At 60.0% G+C, this 16,290-nt stretch carries 11 protein-coding genes and 1 rRNA gene; 2 read left to right on the forward strand and 10 right to left on the reverse strand.

The annotated features are described in order from the left end of the window. Window positions 1-637: 637 nt before the first annotated feature. Window positions 638-2,626 carry a sigma-54-dependent Fis family transcriptional regulator gene (locus ASN89_RS23600; RefSeq protein WP_235432849.1) on the forward strand — a complete coding sequence of 663 codons (1,989 nt, stop codon included), beginning with the start codon at window positions 638-640 and terminating at the stop codon, window positions 2,624-2,626. 6 nt (window positions 2,627-2,632) lie between these two features. Here the strand turns inward: ASN89_RS23600 and ASN89_RS23605 are convergent, their stop codons facing one another. From ASN89_RS23605 to ASN89_RS23635, 7 genes are all read right to left on the reverse strand, one after another. Continuing rightward, window positions 2,633-3,643, reverse strand: a complete 1,011-nt coding sequence (locus ASN89_RS23605; RefSeq protein WP_058050976.1) for an FAD:protein FMN transferase — start codon at window positions 3,641-3,643, stop codon at window positions 2,633-2,635. Continuing rightward, window positions 3,633-5,735: a 4Fe-4S binding protein gene (locus tag ASN89_RS23610; protein ID WP_235502050.1), complete on the reverse strand. Its 2,103-nt coding sequence runs from the start codon at window positions 5,733-5,735 to the stop codon at window positions 3,633-3,635. Before ASN89_RS23610 ends, ASN89_RS23605 begins: the two co-directional genes overlap by 11 nt. Before the next feature lie 57 nt (window positions 5,736-5,792). After that, window positions 5,793-6,917 (reverse strand): porin, encoded by a 1,125-nt coding sequence (locus ASN89_RS23615; protein WP_235502051.1) that lies wholly within the window; start codon window positions 6,915-6,917, stop codon window positions 5,793-5,795. Window positions 6,918-7,240: 323 nt separating this feature from the next. Further along, the gene (locus ASN89_RS23620) at window positions 7,241-8,977 is read right to left on the reverse strand and encodes a PQQ-dependent methanol/ethanol family dehydrogenase (protein ID WP_082127576.1); all 1,737 of its coding nucleotides are present in this window, start codon (window positions 8,975-8,977) and stop codon (window positions 7,241-7,243) included. Between the two features lie 47 nt (window positions 8,978-9,024). Then, a complete protein-coding gene (locus ASN89_RS23625) occupies window positions 9,025-9,414 on the reverse strand; it encodes a DUF779 domain-containing protein (protein WP_058050979.1) in 390 nt (129 codons plus the stop codon). A 55-nt stretch (window positions 9,415-9,469) separates the two neighbouring features. Then, window positions 9,470-10,990 (reverse strand): aldehyde dehydrogenase, encoded by a 1,521-nt coding sequence (gene adh, locus ASN89_RS23630; RefSeq protein WP_058050980.1) that lies wholly within the window; start codon window positions 10,988-10,990, stop codon window positions 9,470-9,472. Window positions 10,991-11,242: 252 nt separating this feature from the next. After that, window positions 11,243-12,199, reverse strand: a complete 957-nt coding sequence (locus ASN89_RS23635; RefSeq protein ID WP_082654725.1) for a beta-propeller fold lactonase family protein — start codon at window positions 12,197-12,199, stop codon at window positions 11,243-11,245. Window positions 12,200-12,403: 204 nt separating this feature from the next. Here ASN89_RS23635 and ASN89_RS23640 point away from each other — a divergent pair, with 204 nt between their 5' ends. Continuing rightward, the gene (locus tag ASN89_RS23640) at window positions 12,404-14,542 is read left to right on the forward strand and encodes a TonB-dependent receptor family protein (protein WP_058050981.1); all 2,139 of its coding nucleotides are present in this window, start codon (window positions 12,404-12,406) and stop codon (window positions 14,540-14,542) included. Window positions 14,543-14,597: 55 nt separating this feature from the next. On the opposite strand, the gene ASN89_RS23645 is transcribed toward ASN89_RS23640, so the two are convergent. From ASN89_RS23645 to rrf, 3 genes are all read right to left on the reverse strand, one after another. Then, complete coding sequence (locus tag ASN89_RS23645; protein ID WP_052755540.1) at window positions 14,598-15,431, reverse strand: substrate-binding periplasmic protein; 834 nt, start codon at window positions 15,429-15,431, stop codon at window positions 14,598-14,600. Between the two features lie 25 nt (window positions 15,432-15,456). Beyond that, the gene (gene pedF / locus ASN89_RS23650) at window positions 15,457-15,942 is read right to left on the reverse strand and encodes a cytochrome c-550 PedF (protein ID WP_034756828.1); all 486 of its coding nucleotides are present in this window, start codon (window positions 15,940-15,942) and stop codon (window positions 15,457-15,459) included. Window positions 15,943-16,156: 214 nt separating this feature from the next. Then, a 5S ribosomal RNA gene (gene rrf, locus ASN89_RS23655) occupies window positions 16,157-16,269 on the reverse strand. Between the last annotated feature and the right edge of the window lie 21 nt (window positions 16,270-16,290).

The following is a 16,290-nucleotide window of genomic DNA, read 5'->3' on the forward strand; positions in this document are numbered from 1 at the left end:
CAGCGTTCAATCTGAGCCAGGATCAAACTCTTCAGTTTAATCTCTGTTACTTTGCCGTTTTACCGGCACCGTCTTGCGACGGGTCGCTCACTCAAAAAACTGACAGGCTACTTCCGAAGAAGTATCCTATTTCATTATTTCTTGTGAACATTTGATATTTTAAGTTTTACAGCAATCCGAAGATCACTGCTGCACTTACATCAAATGCCCACACTTATCGACTGTTAATTGTTAAAGAACTGTATTCGGTGCTACTTTCGCGCTATTGACAAAGCGTTGTGTTTGCCAGCTGCGAAGAAGGAAGAGTATGAAGCGTTTGCAGCATTTCGTCAACCTTCTTTTTTCTCGTCTCATTCAGCATTTGCATGCGTCGTTCAGCGAGGGGGCGAATTATAGCCCTGGCCTGCGCGACCTGCAAGGGCTATTTTTCCACCCTGCGAAACGGCCCTGGCACCGTACTTGCTTATACCGACATAGGCACTGTCACTGATGAGAGCAACTCTGGGCCTGGCAGCAACACTGGGGATAGCCCGGTTCGCTTTGCTTTGCTCCCATCTGTGACAGGTGCTACATTATGGAACACTCTCGATATTCAAAAGAGCGCCGCAGTACAGGGCCCAACGGAGGCAACGAGATCATGTATCAACCGTCAGCTACTTACCGTAGCGCACCGTTTTCGTCCATCGCGGACGCCAACATACCACCGGCAGGACAGGACAACGTTCCCGTCATCATTGAAACGTCCCATCAGCGTTCAGTCGCCTTTGGCCTGTCGCCCACGGCCACGCCCGACTTTACGCCAGCCGGCAAATCCGACCTGTCCTTGCTGATCGAGCAAAACCGCCTGCTGCACACGCACGCGCTGCCTGCCATGGAAACCCTGTACCAGCAAATCGTCAACACCCACAATATGGTGATCTTGACGGATGCCAACGGCGTCATCGTGCATTCACTGGGCGACGATGATTTTCTGGAAAAAGCCAACCGGGTCGCTTTGCAACCAGGCGTGGCGTGGTCGGAACAAAGCCGCGGCACGAATGCCATCGGCACGGCCATCACGGAAAAAGTACCGACTTTGGTCCATGCGGACCAGCATTACCTGGCGGCCAATCATTTCCTCACGTGCTCTGCGGCACCGATCACCGACCACCGGGGCAACGTCATCGGCGTGCTGGACGTCTCGAGCGACCAGCGCAGTTTCCACAAGCATACGATGGCCCTCGTGCGCATGTCGGCGCTGATGATCGAAAATCAGCTGTTTTCCGCCACCTTCGAAGACGCCATCACCGTGCACTTCCACGCGCGTCCCGAATTCATCGGTACCTTGATGGAAGGCATCGCCTCGTTCACCCCGGGCGGCCGGTTCTTATCGGCCAACAAGAATGGCTTGTTCCAGCTGGGTCTGTCATTTGCCGCACTGCAATCACACACCTTCAGCTCCCTGTTCGGCTTGCCCGTTTCTGCCCTGTACGACCATTACCGCACGGCCTCACCCGGCTTGCTGAACCTGTGCATGCACAGTGGCGTACGCGTATATGGGCGCGCGCAGTTGCGATTAGCCAATAGTGCCTTCCAACATGGCTTTGCATCCAATATCGACAATAGCGATATCAACGCCGCCCCCGCCCAAGTTCCCGCGCCGGCCAGCCATGCGGCCAACGCGGCGCGGCGCCTGTCTGGCTTGCGCTACTTGCGCACGGGCGATCCGCAACTGGAATTGGTGATCGAAAAGGTCAACAAGGTACTGGGCCGCGACATCCCCATCCTCGTCATGGGCGAAACAGGGACCGGCAAGGAATTGCTGGCGCAAGCCATCCACAACGATTCGCCGCGCGCCATGGGACCGTTTATCGCCGTCAACTGCGCATCGATCCCGGAAACCCTGATCGAGTCCGAACTGTTCGGCTATGAAGACGGGGCGTTTACAGGCGCGCGCAAGAAGGGCGCCATCGGCAAGATCCTGCAAGCCAATGGAGGCACCCTGTTCCTCGATGAAATCGGCGACATGCCGTTTGGTTTGCAGGCGCGCCTGTTGCGCGTGCTGCAGGAACGCATGGTCACCCCGCTGGGCAGCAGCAAATCGATCACTGTCAATGTGGAACTCATTTGCGCCACGAATCACAACTTGCGCGAACGCATGGCCAAGGGATTGTTCCGCGAAGACCTGTATTACCGCCTGAATGGCCTGGTGGTAAAACTGCCGCCGCTGCGCGAGCGCTCGGACCTGGACACGGTCGTGAAAAAAATCCTCGCGACGGAAGCGCCCGATACGCGCTACACGGTGGCGCCGGACATCTTGCGCATGTTCCACCAGCATAAATGGCCGGGCAACTTCCGCCAGCTGACCAATCTGTTGCGCACGGCCATCGTCATGGCAGGCCACGAACATGAAATCTGTCTACGCCACATGCCCGATGATTTCCTCGATGATATTGAAATGACGCAAGCGACTGCCGCCAGCGTCAGCACGGACCGCATGATCGCCGCCGGCGCCAACCTGGAAGAGATGGAACAGAGCGTCATTCTCAAGTCGCTCGATGCCCACGGCGGCAACGTCTCGGCCACGGCGCGGGCGTTGGGCGTGTCGCGCAACACGATCTATCGCAAGGTGCCGCATCTGAAATAACCTAGCCTAGAGAAGACGGGAAAAGCCGGGCGACATCTGGCGCCGGCCCTGTTTGTCGATGGTCATCAGGTCGACGCCGTCCATCCGCGCGGCCATTGCATGCGCACGCGCCGCGCCCGTCACCAAGAAGGTCGTCGACAAACCATCGGCCAGCAAGCCCGTGGGCGCCAGCACCGTCACGCTGGCCAGTTCGCGCGGCGAATCGCCCTTCGAAGGGTCGAAGATGTGGTGATGCACGAAGTCGGGTGTGAACGTGTACTCGTAGTCGCCCGAGGTGGCCACGCTGCGCCCTTCCACTTTCAAGGTGGCCGCCAGGATTTCTGCGTCCCGCGGATCCTGGATGCCCAAGGTCCAGGGACGGCGCACGGAGCGCTGCCCGCGCGCAACGAATTCGCCCGTGTCCAGCAGCGCGTGCCGTATGCCGCGCGCCTGCACGGCCGCCAGCGCCATGTCCGCCGCGTAGCCTTGCGCCAGGCCATTCAAGGTCAGCGCCATGCCGGGCTGCAGGAAACGCACTTCGCGTTTGTCCCACGCCAGGTGCCGCCAGCCGACCCGTGCCTGCGCTTTGCGCCGTAGTGCTTGCGCAGGCAAGCTGGCCTGGTCTGCCGCCGCACGAAACAGCTGCCATAAAGGTTGCACCGTGATGTCAAACGCCCCATCGCTCCATTGTGACAAGGTTTGCGCCTGTGACAGCACGGCCAGCAAATGGGCGTCCGGCCGGGCCAAGCGGCCGTCACGGTTCAGCTGGAAGACCTGGCTGGCGGGACTGTAAATGCTCATCAGGCGGTCGATATTCCTGGCCGCATGCAAGGCATCCTCGATGGCCAGCTCGGCCTGGCGCTGATCGTGGTGCAACACGGTGACGGCGATCGTCGTGCCAAACGCCAGCGCAGCGCCTTGATAAGGGCGCACGCCGGAGGCCGTGGCTGTGCCGCGCGCCATGCTCCCAGGCAATGACAAGCCCGCCATGCCGGTCACGCTGCCTATCGCTGCTGAAATAAAGGTTCTACGCTGCATTGCTGCTCTCCTCTGCCGCGGCATGGACAATGGGAATGGTGCGGGCACGCTTGATTTCCAGCATCAAGGGTGCGCATTTTTCATCGCTGGCATAAATCACCACGCAATCCATGCACTGGAAACATTCGCCGTAATCGACCTTCCCGCTCGGCGCGATGGCGTGATGCTCGCACCGGTGGCGGCAAGTCTGGCACGGCGTGCCGCACTCCTTGCGGCGGGGAATCCAGTTGAACAAGCGAAACCGTCCCAGCAGCGCCAGCGCCGCACCAAACGGGCACAGATAGCGGCAAAAGAATTTATAGGAAACGCTGCTGAGCAGCAGCAAGCCCACGGCATACGCGACAAACGGCCAGGCGCGCACGAAGTTCAGGGTGATGGCCGTCTTGAACGGTTCCAGTTCGACCAGCTTGTCCGTGATCTGGCTGGAAAACAGGCTGCTGCCCAGAATGGCCGCCAGCAAGCCATACTTGATCCATTTCAAGCGCCCGTCGAGGCGCGGCTTGATCTTCCACTGCGGCAAGCGCAACCACTGGCCCAGCTTGCCTGTGAATTCCTGCAAGGCACCGAACGGACACAGCCAGCCGCAAAACGTGCCCCGTCCCCAGATCAGCAAGCTGAGCAACACGAACGCCCACAGGACTACCGTCATCGGATCGAACAGGAAAAAGCCCAGGCTGCGCCCCGCCAACAGCGCCTGGATGACGCCCGTGATATTGACGATCGATAACTGCCCCTGCGCGTAATAGCCGATGAAGCCTATCGTAAACAACAGGAACAGGCGGCGGAACCACGCAAATTGGCGGCCATCGCGCACCAGGCGTTTCTGCCAGGTCAAGGCGCCGGCCAGCAGCGCCAGCCCGGCCACCAATAGCAGCAACTCAGCCTTGCGGTTCTTCCACGTGCCGCGCCACGTGGCATCGTCGCCTTGCGGCGCCGTAGAGAACTCGGCCGGCAGGCGATAATTGAAATCCATGTTGCGCACGATGCGCTCCGGATACACGATGCCCTTGCTGCGCGTGATCGGCAACGTGAACGCCAGCGGGCTGGCCACATCGAGCCCCGCCTGGCTGATGATGCGCAATGCGACGATATTTTCCATCGGCAATGGCCCCGCATCGGACAAACTCAACTCCAGATCCAGGTCGCGCATGTCGATGGGCAAGCCATCCTGTTTCAGCAACAAGCGGTCCGGCACGGTGCCGCGCACGAAATCGTCGCCCAGCACGCTATAGCGCCCGCGCGACATGATGAGAATGGCGTGGTCGCCCTCGTCAAGCCGGTTGCGCAATTTATTCCAGCTGCGTTCCGTCAACAGGTTGCGCCCCACCGTGGGAACTGAGACGTACGCCAGGTACAGGTCGATGAACACGCCGTCCGGATCGCGCGTGGCTTCCGGTTCGAGTCCGGCTCCGGGACTCCCCGCAAACAAGGCTTCCACGTCCTTGTTGCTCAAGCGCACATGCTGGATCAATCCGCGCTCGAGCATCTGCGCCACACCGAGTTTCTCGAATACCTCCATGCGGATGCGGGCGATCTGGTCCGGGTCGCGGCCTTGCGCAAAACCCAGTTTTTTGCGCGACACTTTCAGGGCCGAGGCCAGCACGCTCTGGTTGATGATGCGCACGGAAGCCGTGGCCTTCGATACGCCATCGATATCGGCGTGGGTCGCATCCGGCGCGCGCTTGGTTCGTGCATCGATGGCTATATTCTGTTTCAGCGACAAGCCCTGATACTGCTTGACGAACTGAAACAGCGGCGCTTCACCGAGGCCGTCGAGAAACACGGGTTCGTGCTGCGACAGCACGGCGACGTCGAGAAAACTGCCTTTCGGATCGATGGCGATCAGCAAATTGACGGGCACGCCGGAAAAGCCTGGAATGGGCGCCAGATCCACCGATTCAAAAACGTAGCCGACCAGTTCGGTCGCCGTCGCGTTTTGACGGAACAAAGGCCAGACGGGCAAATCGGTCTCCTTGTCGCCCACGACGATGGGAGCAGGAAAGCGCCGTGCCAGTTCGGACTTGGTCAGCACACCGGCCCAAGCCTGTCCCAGGATAAACAGGAATAGCCAGCAGGCTATGAACAAGCGCATTATCCGCATGCAAGGTGCTCCGTGCGGCGCCCTGTCGCAAGGCGCCGCGTTGTTGAGTTAGAAGAAAATAATGCCGCCCAGGGACACGCCATTCATCTTCGCTTCGCCGCCGGCAAAGCCTTTCGAGCGCGTCTGGCCCAGCTCGCCTACCAGGGTGATCGCGCTGTTGAGCGAGTAATACGCGCCCAGGGTCAGGTTGGCGTTCGACTTCAAGCCACCCGTGCCGGCCGTGTTGTCATCGTTTTTGCTGATGCCGTAGGACAAGCCCAGCTTCAGCTTGTCCGTCGTTTTATACGTGCCTTGCAGCAGCCAGTTCTTCGACTTGGTATCGCCCTGGTCCGCATCGGAAAGAATCCCCAATCCCTTGCCGCCCTGGAAGTTGACCAGCACGCCAGCCGGGCCCATCTGGTACGAACCGCCCACTTCCACGCCGCGCATGGTCAGGTCATCGACACCTGGCGTTTTCGACGTGAATTTTTGCGACTTCACGCCCAGCCACGCTTTCAAGCCTTCCTGCGCATACGTCAGCTGCGCCTGCACTTGCGGGCTCGACTTCGAAGAATAGGTCGAGCCTGCCACGATGGGCGTATCGGAGACGGGGCTGACCAGCGCCACGTCGACGCCAACGCCGCTCGACTTCGGCGAGCTGTACATGATCTGGCCATAATTGCCCAGATAGGTGTAGCCGGCGCCGATATGGCCCAAGGTCACCCGGCCCCGCTGCGTCGCCTGCACCGGTGCGCCAGAGCCCAGCAAGGTCATGTCGGACAGAATCGCGTTCGCGCCGAAGATGCCGTAGTCGCGGCCCAGCTTGAAGGTGCCCATCTGCTCATTGCCAAACGTAAAGAAGGCCTGGCGTACGTCGACCACGCTGTTCTGGCTGATGGCGCTGTCCGTGGCCGTCGAGTTGTAGATACCAATCAAGGCTTTCACGTCGTACTCGCCCAGCCGCGAGCTCGCCGAGGTGATCAAGCCGTTGGGCAGCAAGCCGTTGCCGATCGTGGTGCGGTCCTTTTCTCCGCCGCAACCGAGCGCCTGGCCGCCCAGCGCCAGCCCGCCCACCGCATCGCCCGAACACGACACTTGGGTGTAGTAGGCGTTGACGATGCCGCCCACCGACACGGTCCAGTCGCCAGCCTTGATATCGACGGCTTGCGCCTGTCCCACCGCTGCGATTGTCATGACACCGAGGCTCCTCAGCTTGATCCATGTGTTCATTTCTTCTCCTCTTTCTTGTCTGTTTTTAGTGTGCACACCAGTGATTGATGTACCTCAAGCTTTGGCAATAAGCGTGCCCAGCGTGGCCCAGAGGGAAAAAGAGAAAAAGCGTTTTGAACGTGTGCAGCGGCGGATCAATCGCCACTGACAATGTTCATTTTTTGACCGCAAGTATGCGTATCGGCCATCCAGGTAAACAAAAAACTGACGGCCTGGGCCGTCAGCAAAAAGAAAACACCCGGCGGACAGGGAGACACCCATCCGTGTGGCCCGGATGTTTCACCCCGTTACTTCGATGCCAGCTTGAAGACCCACACGGAACCGCCCTGTTCCAGGAAGTTGACCTTCTTCGCCACTTCGCCGCCCCACAGCGGTACCGCGCCACCCCAGCCGGATACGACGGCCACGTATTGCGTGTCACCATCCTGCCAGGTGACGGGTGGCGCCACGACGCCGGAGCCCGTCTGGAATTTCCACAACTCCTTGCCCGTCTTCGCGTCGACGGCTTTCAGGAAACCTTCCGGCGTACCATAGAACACCAGATTGCCGGCCGTGCTCATCACGCCGCCCCACAGCGGCGCGTTGTTCTTGATTTCCCACACGATCTTGCCCGTCTTCGGATCGACGGCGCGCATGGCGCCAATGTAGTCGTCAAACAAGGGCTTGATGGTGAAACCGGCGCCGAGGAAAGCGCCGCCCTTCTTGTAGCTGATCGGCTCATTCCAGATATCCATGCCCCATTCGTTCGCCGGCACATAGAACAGCTTGGTTTGCGGCGAGTACGCCATCGGCATCTGATTTTTTGCGCCGAGGAAAGCGGGCGCGGCAAACACAGTCGTACCCTTCTTGCCTTCCTCGCCCTTGGTCGGGTCGCCAGGGCGGCCGGCGGCGATGTAGTTCGGCCGGCCCGTCTTCAGGTCGATGCTGCTGGCCCAGGTGATTTTCTTCACAAACGGAAAGGCGTTCTGCAGCTTGCCCGTGTTGGCGTCGATCACATAAAAGAAGCCGTTGCGGTCGGCCTTGCCGCCGTAGCGCTTGCCATCCATGTCGAAGGTGACGAACTCGTTGGCGCCGTCGAAATCCCAGGCATCGTTCGGCGTATTTTGATACGCCCACTTGATCTGGCCCGTTTTCACGTCCAGCGCCACGGTGGACGACGAGTACAGATTGTCGCCGGGACGCAAGTGGCTGTTCCATGGCGCCGGGTTGCCCGTGCCAAAGTAGGCGAGCTTGGTTTGCGGATCGTAGGTGCCACCCATCCACGTCGAAGCGCCCCCCGTTTTCCACAGGTCGCCGGGCCAGGTCTTGTTCACCGTTCCCGAAATACCGTTGTCGATGGCCTTGCCATCCTTGTCGTAGCGGTGGCCCATGTGGCCCTCTACCGTCGGACGGCTCCACACGAGGTCGCCCGTCATCGGGTTGCGCGCTTCGACCCGGCCCACGATGCCGAATTCGCCGCCCGACACGCCCGTCAGCAGCAAGCCTTCGGCGATCAGCGGCGCGGCCGTCATCGAGTAGCCGGCCGCATAATCGTCGACCTTTTCCTTCCAGACGATCTTGCCCGTGTTCTGGTCCAGCGCCACCAGGTAGGCGTCGAGCGTGCCGAAGATCACCAGGTTGCCATACAGGGCGGCGCCACGGTTGACCACGTCGCAGCATGGCATGATGCCGTCCGGCAAGCGATGCTCATACTTCCACAGTTTGGCGCCCGTTTTCAAGTCGACGGCAAAGATGCGCGAATACGATGCCGTAACGAACATCTTGCCGTTGTGAATCAGCGGCTGCGATTCCTGGCCCCGCTGTTTTTCGCCGCCAAACGAGAACGACCAGGCCGGCACCAGCTTGGCCACCGTCTTGTCATTGATCTGCGTCAACGGCGAATAGCGCTGGCCCTGCGTGCCCATGCCGAACGACAGGACGCTGGCCGGATTCTTCGCCGTGTTGTCGAGCATGGCATTGGTGACATTGCCCACGTCGGCCGCCTGGACCAGCGATGCCAAACTCAAACCGACGAGTATCCCCATGATTTTTTTCTGCACAATCATCTCCCTCTGTTTTATTAGTATGTGTATCAAGTCTTGCGGTGCTCATGCGACTGGGCATGTAACAAGGCGCACTCTTCATCGGTGAACAGGCGCGAACGCGTCAAAAAGCGCTTGCCCGTGCCGTTGTCGAGTGAAAACATGCCGCCATTGCCATCGACCACATCGATAATCAACTGGGTATGCTCCCAGTACTCGAATTGCTCGAGTCCCATGTAGAACGGTGTGCCATTCAAATTGCCGAGATAGATGTCGGTGTCGCTGACATCGAACTCGCCCAGCGCGTAGCACATGGGCGTACTGCCGTCGCAGCAACCGCCCGACTGGAAAAACATCAGCGGGCCGTGACGCTGGCGCAACTCGTCCATCATTTCCAGCGCCGCATCGGTGGCGACCACCCGGGCGATTGCTACACTCATGGCATCCCTTTCTGCGCGCCGCGCCTGGATTGACAGGCGCGGCGCGTATACCGGTTTAGAAGAAGCCCAGCGCTTTCGGGCTATAGCTCACCAGCAAGTTCTTCGTTTGCTGGTAGTGATCGAGCATCATCTTGTGGTTTTCGCGGCCGATACCCGATTGCTTGTAGCCGCCGAACGCGGCGTGGGCTGGATACAGGTGGTAGCAATTGGTCCACACGCGGCCCGCCTGGATGGCGCGTCCCATGCGGAAGGCGCGCGAACCGTCGCGCGTCCACAAGCCGGCCCCCAGGCCGTACAAGGTATCGTTGGCAATCGCCAGCGCATCGGCCTCATCCTTGAAGGTGGTCACGGACACGACCGGTCCAAAGATTTCTTCCTGGAAGATGCGCATCTTGTTGTTGCCCTTGAACACGGTCGGACGCACGTAGTAGCCGCCTTCCAGGTCGCCCGCCTGCGTGTTGCGCTCGCCGCCGGCCAGCACTTCGGCGCCTTCCTGACGGCCGATGTCGAGGTAGGACAGGATTTTCTCCAGCTGCTCCTGCGACGCCTGCGCACCGATCATGGTGGACGAATCGAGCGGATTGCCCTGCTTGATGGCCGCCACGCGCTTCAGGGCGCGTTCGATGAATTTCTCGTAGATCGATTCCTGGATCAGCACGCGCGATGGGCAGGTGCACACCTCGCCCTGGTTCAGCGCGAACATGGCAAAACCTTCCAGGCACTTGTCGAAATACTCGTCATCCGCATCCATCACATCTTCAAAGAAGATGTTCGGCGACTTGCCGCCCAGTTCCAGGGTGACGGGAATCAGGTTCTGCGCGGCGTAACCCATGATTAGGCGGCCCGTGCCCGTTTCGCCCGTGAAGGCGATTTTGGCGATGCGCTTGCTCGACGCCAGCGGCTTGCCCGCTTCCAGGCCGAAACCGTTGATAATGTTCAGCACGCCCGGCGGCAGCAAGTCGTCGATCAGCTCGATCAACACCATGATGGAAGCCGGCGTCTGCTCGGCCGGTTTCAAGACCACGCAATTGCCGGCAGCCAACGCTGGCGCCAGTTTCCACACAGCCATCAGAATCGGGAAATTCCATGGGATGATCTGGCCCACGACGCCGAGCGGCTCGTGGTAGTGATAAGCATAGGTTTCCGCATCGATTTGCGCGACGGAACCTTCCTGCGCGCGGATGCAGCCGGCAAAATAACGGAAATGGTCGATGGCCAGCGGAATGTCGGCGTTCATCGTTTCGCGGATGGGCTTGCCGTTGTCGATGGTTTCGGCCGTGGCGATCAGGCCCAGGTTCTGTTCGATGCGGTCGGCGATGCGGTTCAGGATATTGGCGCGCTCGGCAGGCGACGTCTTGCCCCAGGCATCCTTGGCGGCATGGGCGGCGTCCAATGCCAGCTCGACGTCTTCCGCCGTGGAACGGGCGATTTCGCAAAATGGCAAGCCCGTGATCGGCGTGATGTTAGGAAAGTATTCACCTTTTACTGGGGCAACGAATTTGCCGCCGATATAATTGTCATAGCGTTGTTTGAAAGGATTGGCTACGCCCAGTTTGCTGATGTCTGCGAGATTCATGTCGTCCTCTATCGGGTTAATTAGAATGGAATTGCTGTAATTAAAATCAAACGTCCTGGTACAGATGGGGTGAGTACACGCAGTCTTCCGCAAATGCCGTGCCAGCTCGCCATCCCACTACAAACTTAGCCGCTTTTACCCTTGTTGCAAGGGCGCGGCGTCAATACCGGTGCGCTTTTCAGCGCATGCCCGGGCTTGAGCCGCTGCACAATGGAACAGGTGTACCAGACTGGAACACCTGTTCCTGTGGGACTAGCGAATCACCACGCCCCATGGCAATTCACCCACGACAATATCGGCCACCTTGCGCGCGCTGGCCGTGTCGATGACGGAAACGCTGCTCGAGCGGCCATTGGCCACGTACAGCTTGGCGCCATCGGGCGTGATGGCCATGTTCCACGGGCGCTTGCCGACAGGAATGGTGGCCGCCACCTCGTTGCTGGCCGTGTCGATCACCATCACCGTGCCGTCGATACCGTTCGAGACATACACTTGCTTGCCGCTAGGATGGACCACGATGCCATTCGCATTCTTGCCTGCCGGAATGGTGGCAATGGCCTTGCGCTCGGCCATGTCGATCACGTAGACGGCATTGACCAGTTCGCACGCCACATAGGCGCGGCCTGAGTCTGGACTGAAACCGATGCCGCGCGGCCGCAGTCCCACAGCGATGGACGCCACCTGGCGGCGCTGCGCCACATCGATGACATCGATTTGTTCAGCCTCTTCCGCGCTGACCAGCAGCCAGCGCCCATCCGGGCTGAAGACGGCATGTTCCGGGTTGCGTCCGTGCACTTTGATATCGGCGAGCAAGCTACCGGTATGGCCATCGAGCAAGGCCACGCTATTGTTTTCCTCGACGGCCACGGCCACGTGACTACCATCTTGCGAGGCGCTGACGCCTTCGGGCGACTTGCCCAGCGCCACCGTGCGCACGGGGGTGCCGCCAGCGTTATCGATCAGCAGCAAGGCGCTGCTGGCCGCATCCGTGACGAACAATTGCCGCCCGGTGGGGTCGGCGGCGATGCCGCGCGGACGCTTGCCGGCTGCAATCTGGCGCACTACCTGGTCGGTCGCCGTGTCGATCACGCTCAAGGTGCCCGATTTTTCATTGGGAACATAAGCAAATGGAGCGGCCTGGAGGGTGCTGCTGGCGAGCGCAGGCAGCAGCCAGCACACCTGGCGCAAGCGCGAGAAGAAGTTGGGCATAATCACCTTTCGATGGCAAAACAAAGGAAAAGCGCGCGGCATCGGCGCATCTGAACATTGCTGTATGCAAACGCCGTGCCACTGACACGCGTATAATTTCAGCCCACCAATGGAGACATGGCAGGCATATTGCTTGATACAACGATGCAGACCTGCGCCGCGCACGCGACCAAAGCAGGCTTTTATTCACATTGGAGAATCCGCATGCAGTACCGTTTCCGCCTGAACACCATCGCCAGCCTGTTTGTCGCCGGCAGCGCTACCCTCGCCCCCCACGTCTTTGCCGCCGAGGCAGCTGCCCCGGCCAACGGGCAACTGATGGATACGGTGGTCGTCAGCGGCAGCCGCATTGCCCACCCCAGCCAGGAAGTACCGGCCTCGATCGACGTCGTCGACAGCGCCCGCATCCAGGATGGGCAAATCCGCGTGAACGCGTCGGAAGCGCTGGCCGCCGTGCCGGGCTTGGTCGTGCAAAACCGCCAGAACTACGCGCAAGACTTACAAATCTCGTCGCGCGGCTTTGGCGCCCGCTCGGCCTTTGGCGTGCGCGGCGTCAAACTGATCAGCGATGGCATTCCCGCCAGCATGCCCGATGGCCAAGGCCAGGCCGCCACCTTCAACCTCGATACGGCCGAGCGCATCGAAGTGCTGCGCGGACCGTTTTCTGCCATCTACGGCAACCACTCGGGCGGCGTGATCCAGCTGTTTTCCAAGGATGGGCAAAATCCCCCATCCGTCGAACTGAACGTGACGGGCGGCAGTTTCGGCACCAGCAAGGTAGATCTCTCGGCGCAAGGACAGGCCGGCGGCATCGGCTACGTGCTCGACGGTTCACGCTTTCGCACGGACGGTTTCCGCGACCACAGCGCCGCCACGCGCGAACAGGCGTTCGGCAAGATCACCGTCAAGCCCAATGTGGACAGCAAGCTGACCATCGTTGCCAACAGCCTGCACCAGGGCAACACGCAAGATCCGCTGGGCGCCACTTGGGCCACGTTTGCCCGCGACCCGCGCGCCGGCGAAACCGATGCGAGCGACACGCAAAACCCGAAGCGCACCCTGGCCGAGCGCTATAACACGCGCAAGAGCATCGACCACCAGCAAATCGGCGCCACCTATGAACAGTCGTTCGGCGAAGACCGCCTGCATGTGACGGCATACGGCGGCAACCGCGACGTGATCCAGTACCAGGCTTTTACCAAGGGTTTCCAGGGGCCAGCCAGCCATTCGGGCGGCGTGGTCGACTTCCAGCGTGAGTTCTATGGCATCGATACCAATTGGCTGCACGTGAACCAGCTGGCTGGCGGCAAGCTGAGCACCACTATTGGCATCGACTATGGCCGCTCCAGCGATAACCGCACCGGCTATGAAAATTACATCGGCAACACGTTTGGCGTGAAAGGCAAGCTGCGCCGCGACGAGCAGGACGTCGTCTCCAGCCTCGATCCGTATATCCAGACGGAATGGCAAAGCGGAGCATGGCTGCTCAGCGCAGGTGTGCGCTACAGCAAGATGAAAGTGTCGGTCAACGACCGCTATCTCAGCAATGGGAACGACAGCGGCAGCCTGGAGTTCAGCCACACGACACCGGTGCTGGGTCTGCTGTATAAACTGACGCCGGACGTCAACGTATACGCCAGCGCCGCGCGCGGCTTCGAAGCGCCCACCTTGAACGAACTGTTTTACTCGGGCACGGGTGGCGGCTTCAATTACCAGCTGAAGCCGGCCACCAGCACCAACCTGGAAGCGGGCATCAAGGCCAGGATCGCCAACAACACGCACGTGAACGCGGCCGTGTTCCAGATCAAGACCAACGACGAGCTGGTGGTCGACAGTTCCAGCGGCGGACGCACCAGCTACCGTAATGCGGGCAAGACCTTGCGCCAAGGCATGGAAGTGTCGCTGGACTCGAACTTGCCATATGGCTTCACGGCGAAAGTGGCGCTGACCAGCTTGCACGCCGTGTATGACCAGGCGTTTGGCAGCGTGCGCGAAGGCAGTCGTTTGCCTGGTGTGCCCAGCGCCAACCTGTTCGCGGAACTGGCCTGGAAAGACACGCTGGACCGCTTTGGTGCGGCGCTGGAAAGCGTGGCCAGCAACCAGGTCTACGCGGAAGACAGCAACAGCGAAAAACCGGCGCCCGGCTACACGGTGTTCAATGCGCGCTTCAACGCCAAACAAAATGTGGGGAACTGGCGCTTCAAGGAATTTGCCCGCCTGAACAATCTTTTCGACAAGACCTACGTGGGTTCCGTCATCGTCGGCGACAGCAACAAGCGTTACTATGAAGCGGCGCCGGGACGTAACTGGCTGCTGGGTGTCAGCGCGCAATACTCGTTCTAATAACAAAGCCCGTGTATCTTCCGATACGCGGGCTTTTAAACTCCAGCAAGCTACTTCAGGGCCGCGCTTCCTTCACGCCATATTTCTCAAAAATGGTTTTCAATTCGCCGCTGGCCGCCATCTCGTTCATGGCTGCCTGCAGCAACTTGGCCACATCGAGCTGTTGCTTGCTGACGGCCAGGCCCACGGCCCAGCCGGCACGCGGCAAGCGGGCGAACGCCACTTCGCTCAAGGGGAAAGCGGGATCGCTTTTCAGCACCGATTCGATTTCCGAACGGTTGGCCAGCACGGCGTCGAGCTTGCCCGCCTGCAATTGTTGCAAGGCTTCCGCAGCCGTATCGAAGATGCGCACGTCGTCGCGGTACTTGCCATTGTCTTCGCCCAACATCAGCATGGCCGCGATCGACACCTTTTCCACGCCGATACGCTTGCCCGCCAGCGAGGCGACGCCGTCGAATTGCGGCACGGTTTGCGCGCTGCGCGCCAGGCGCACGGTTTCCACGTAGTACGGCGCGAAGATCTCGACCTTGTCGTTATCCGCCATCAACTTCTTGTCGACCGGCACATGCAGCATCACGTCGGCAGGGCCATAGCCGAGGTAATGCCCCTTCCACACCATATTGCGCAAATCGTCGTTCAGGTTTTCGCCGGCGGGAAATGGCAGCAAGCTCAGTTTCAAGCCCAGCTTTTTCGCCAGCGCTTCGGCAATATCGATATCGATGCCAACGCCCTTGTCGGAAAACGGCGCGAACTCGTTGTACACAGCCACTTTCAGGCTGCCCGACTGCTGCACTTTCTGCCAGTCGGCATGCGCCGGCGCGGCTGCGCACAGCGCCAGGCAAGCGAGCGAGATCATCGCGCGCACGCCCCGGAGTTGAAATGAACGCATGGGACTCCTTCGTGATCAGTTTGGCTTAGTTGGATTCGCGACGCGTTTCCAGATAGGTCTTGATGGCCCACATGGCTTCCTGGTTGAACACGCCTTCGAACGGCGGCATGTACACGGCGCCATTGCGCACTTTACCGTGACGGATGGTGGTCAGGTAGTAATTGTCCGTCTCCTTGTAGCAAGCCTGTTTCTTTGTCTCGTTCTTGATACCGAAGCAATCGCGGTCGAGCTGGCGCAGGTCCGGCGCGATGCCGCCCGAAATGGCTTCGATGCCGTGGCAGCGAGCGCAATTCTGGTTGTAGGCCGAGGTGCCTACCGTCAGGGCCAGCTTGTTGCCTCGATACGGGTTTTGTTCGAGCCATTTGTCGCCCACCTTCGGCAAGCCCGTGGTATCGACGCCCTGCGGCGTCACATTGCCGTGCGCATAGGCATGCGGCAAGGTCAGCAGGGAAGTGAGGGCAACGGCGCCGGCGGCCGCCATGCCGAGCAGGGTACGAATGGAATAGGTCATGCTTGTCTCCTTGGTTTTTTAGTGAATATCCAAGAAGAGCAAATGCCATGCCATGCGTATACGCCCCGCATCCGGCCGCCCATGTATCAATTTGGAACAGCTGCAACACGTATTTGTGTCACCGCGCGCGTCAGCCGACAGCGCCCAACAAAACCACCAGACGAAAAAAAACCCGCCAATTGCTTGACGGGTTTTTCTCTACTGCGAATAACAAGCCTGACGATAACCTACTTTCACACTGGTTGCAGCACTATCATCGGCGCAAAGTTGTTTCACGGTCCTGTTCGGGATGGGAAGGGGTGGGACCAACTTGCTATGGTCATCAGGCATAACTTGTACTGGCGTTTG

The organism is Janthinobacterium sp. Ant5-2-1, assembly GCF_001445815.1.
GTDB classification, from domain to species: Bacteria; Pseudomonadota; Gammaproteobacteria; order Burkholderiales; family Burkholderiaceae_D; genus Janthinobacterium; species Janthinobacterium lividum_E.

Coding starts and splice junctions, on each gene's coding strand:
- ASN89_RS23600 (WP_235432849.1), top strand. CDS start 638: ATGTATCAACCGTCAGCTACTTACCGTAGCGCACCGTTTTCGTCCATC.
- ASN89_RS23605 (WP_058050976.1), bottom strand. CDS start 3,643: ATGCAGCGTAGAACCTTTATTTCAGCAGCGATAGGCAGCGTGACCGGC.
- ASN89_RS23610 (WP_235502050.1), bottom strand. CDS start 5,735: ATGCGCTTGTTCATAGCCTGCTGGCTATTCCTGTTTATCCTGGGACAG.
- ASN89_RS23615 (WP_235502051.1), bottom strand. CDS start 6,917: ATGACAATCGCAGCGGTGGGACAGGCGCAAGCCGTCGATATCAAGGCT.
- ASN89_RS23620 (WP_082127576.1), bottom strand. CDS start 8,977: ATGGGGATACTCGTCGGTTTGAGTTTGGCATCGCTGGTCCAGGCGGCC.
- ASN89_RS23625 (WP_058050979.1), bottom strand. CDS start 9,414: ATGAGTGTAGCAATCGCCCGGGTGGTCGCCACCGATGCGGCGCTGGAA.
- adh (WP_058050980.1), bottom strand. CDS start 10,990: ATGAATCTCGCAGACATCAGCAAACTGGGCGTAGCCAATCCTTTCAAA.
- ASN89_RS23635 (WP_082654725.1), bottom strand. CDS start 12,199: ATGCCCAACTTCTTCTCGCGCTTGCGCCAGGTGTGCTGGCTGCTGCCT.
- ASN89_RS23640 (WP_058050981.1), top strand. CDS start 12,404: ATGCAGTACCGTTTCCGCCTGAACACCATCGCCAGCCTGTTTGTCGCC.
- ASN89_RS23645 (WP_052755540.1), bottom strand. CDS start 15,431: ATGCGTTCATTTCAACTCCGGGGCGTGCGCGCGATGATCTCGCTCGCT.
- pedF (WP_034756828.1), bottom strand. CDS start 15,942: ATGACCTATTCCATTCGTACCCTGCTCGGCATGGCGGCCGCCGGCGCC.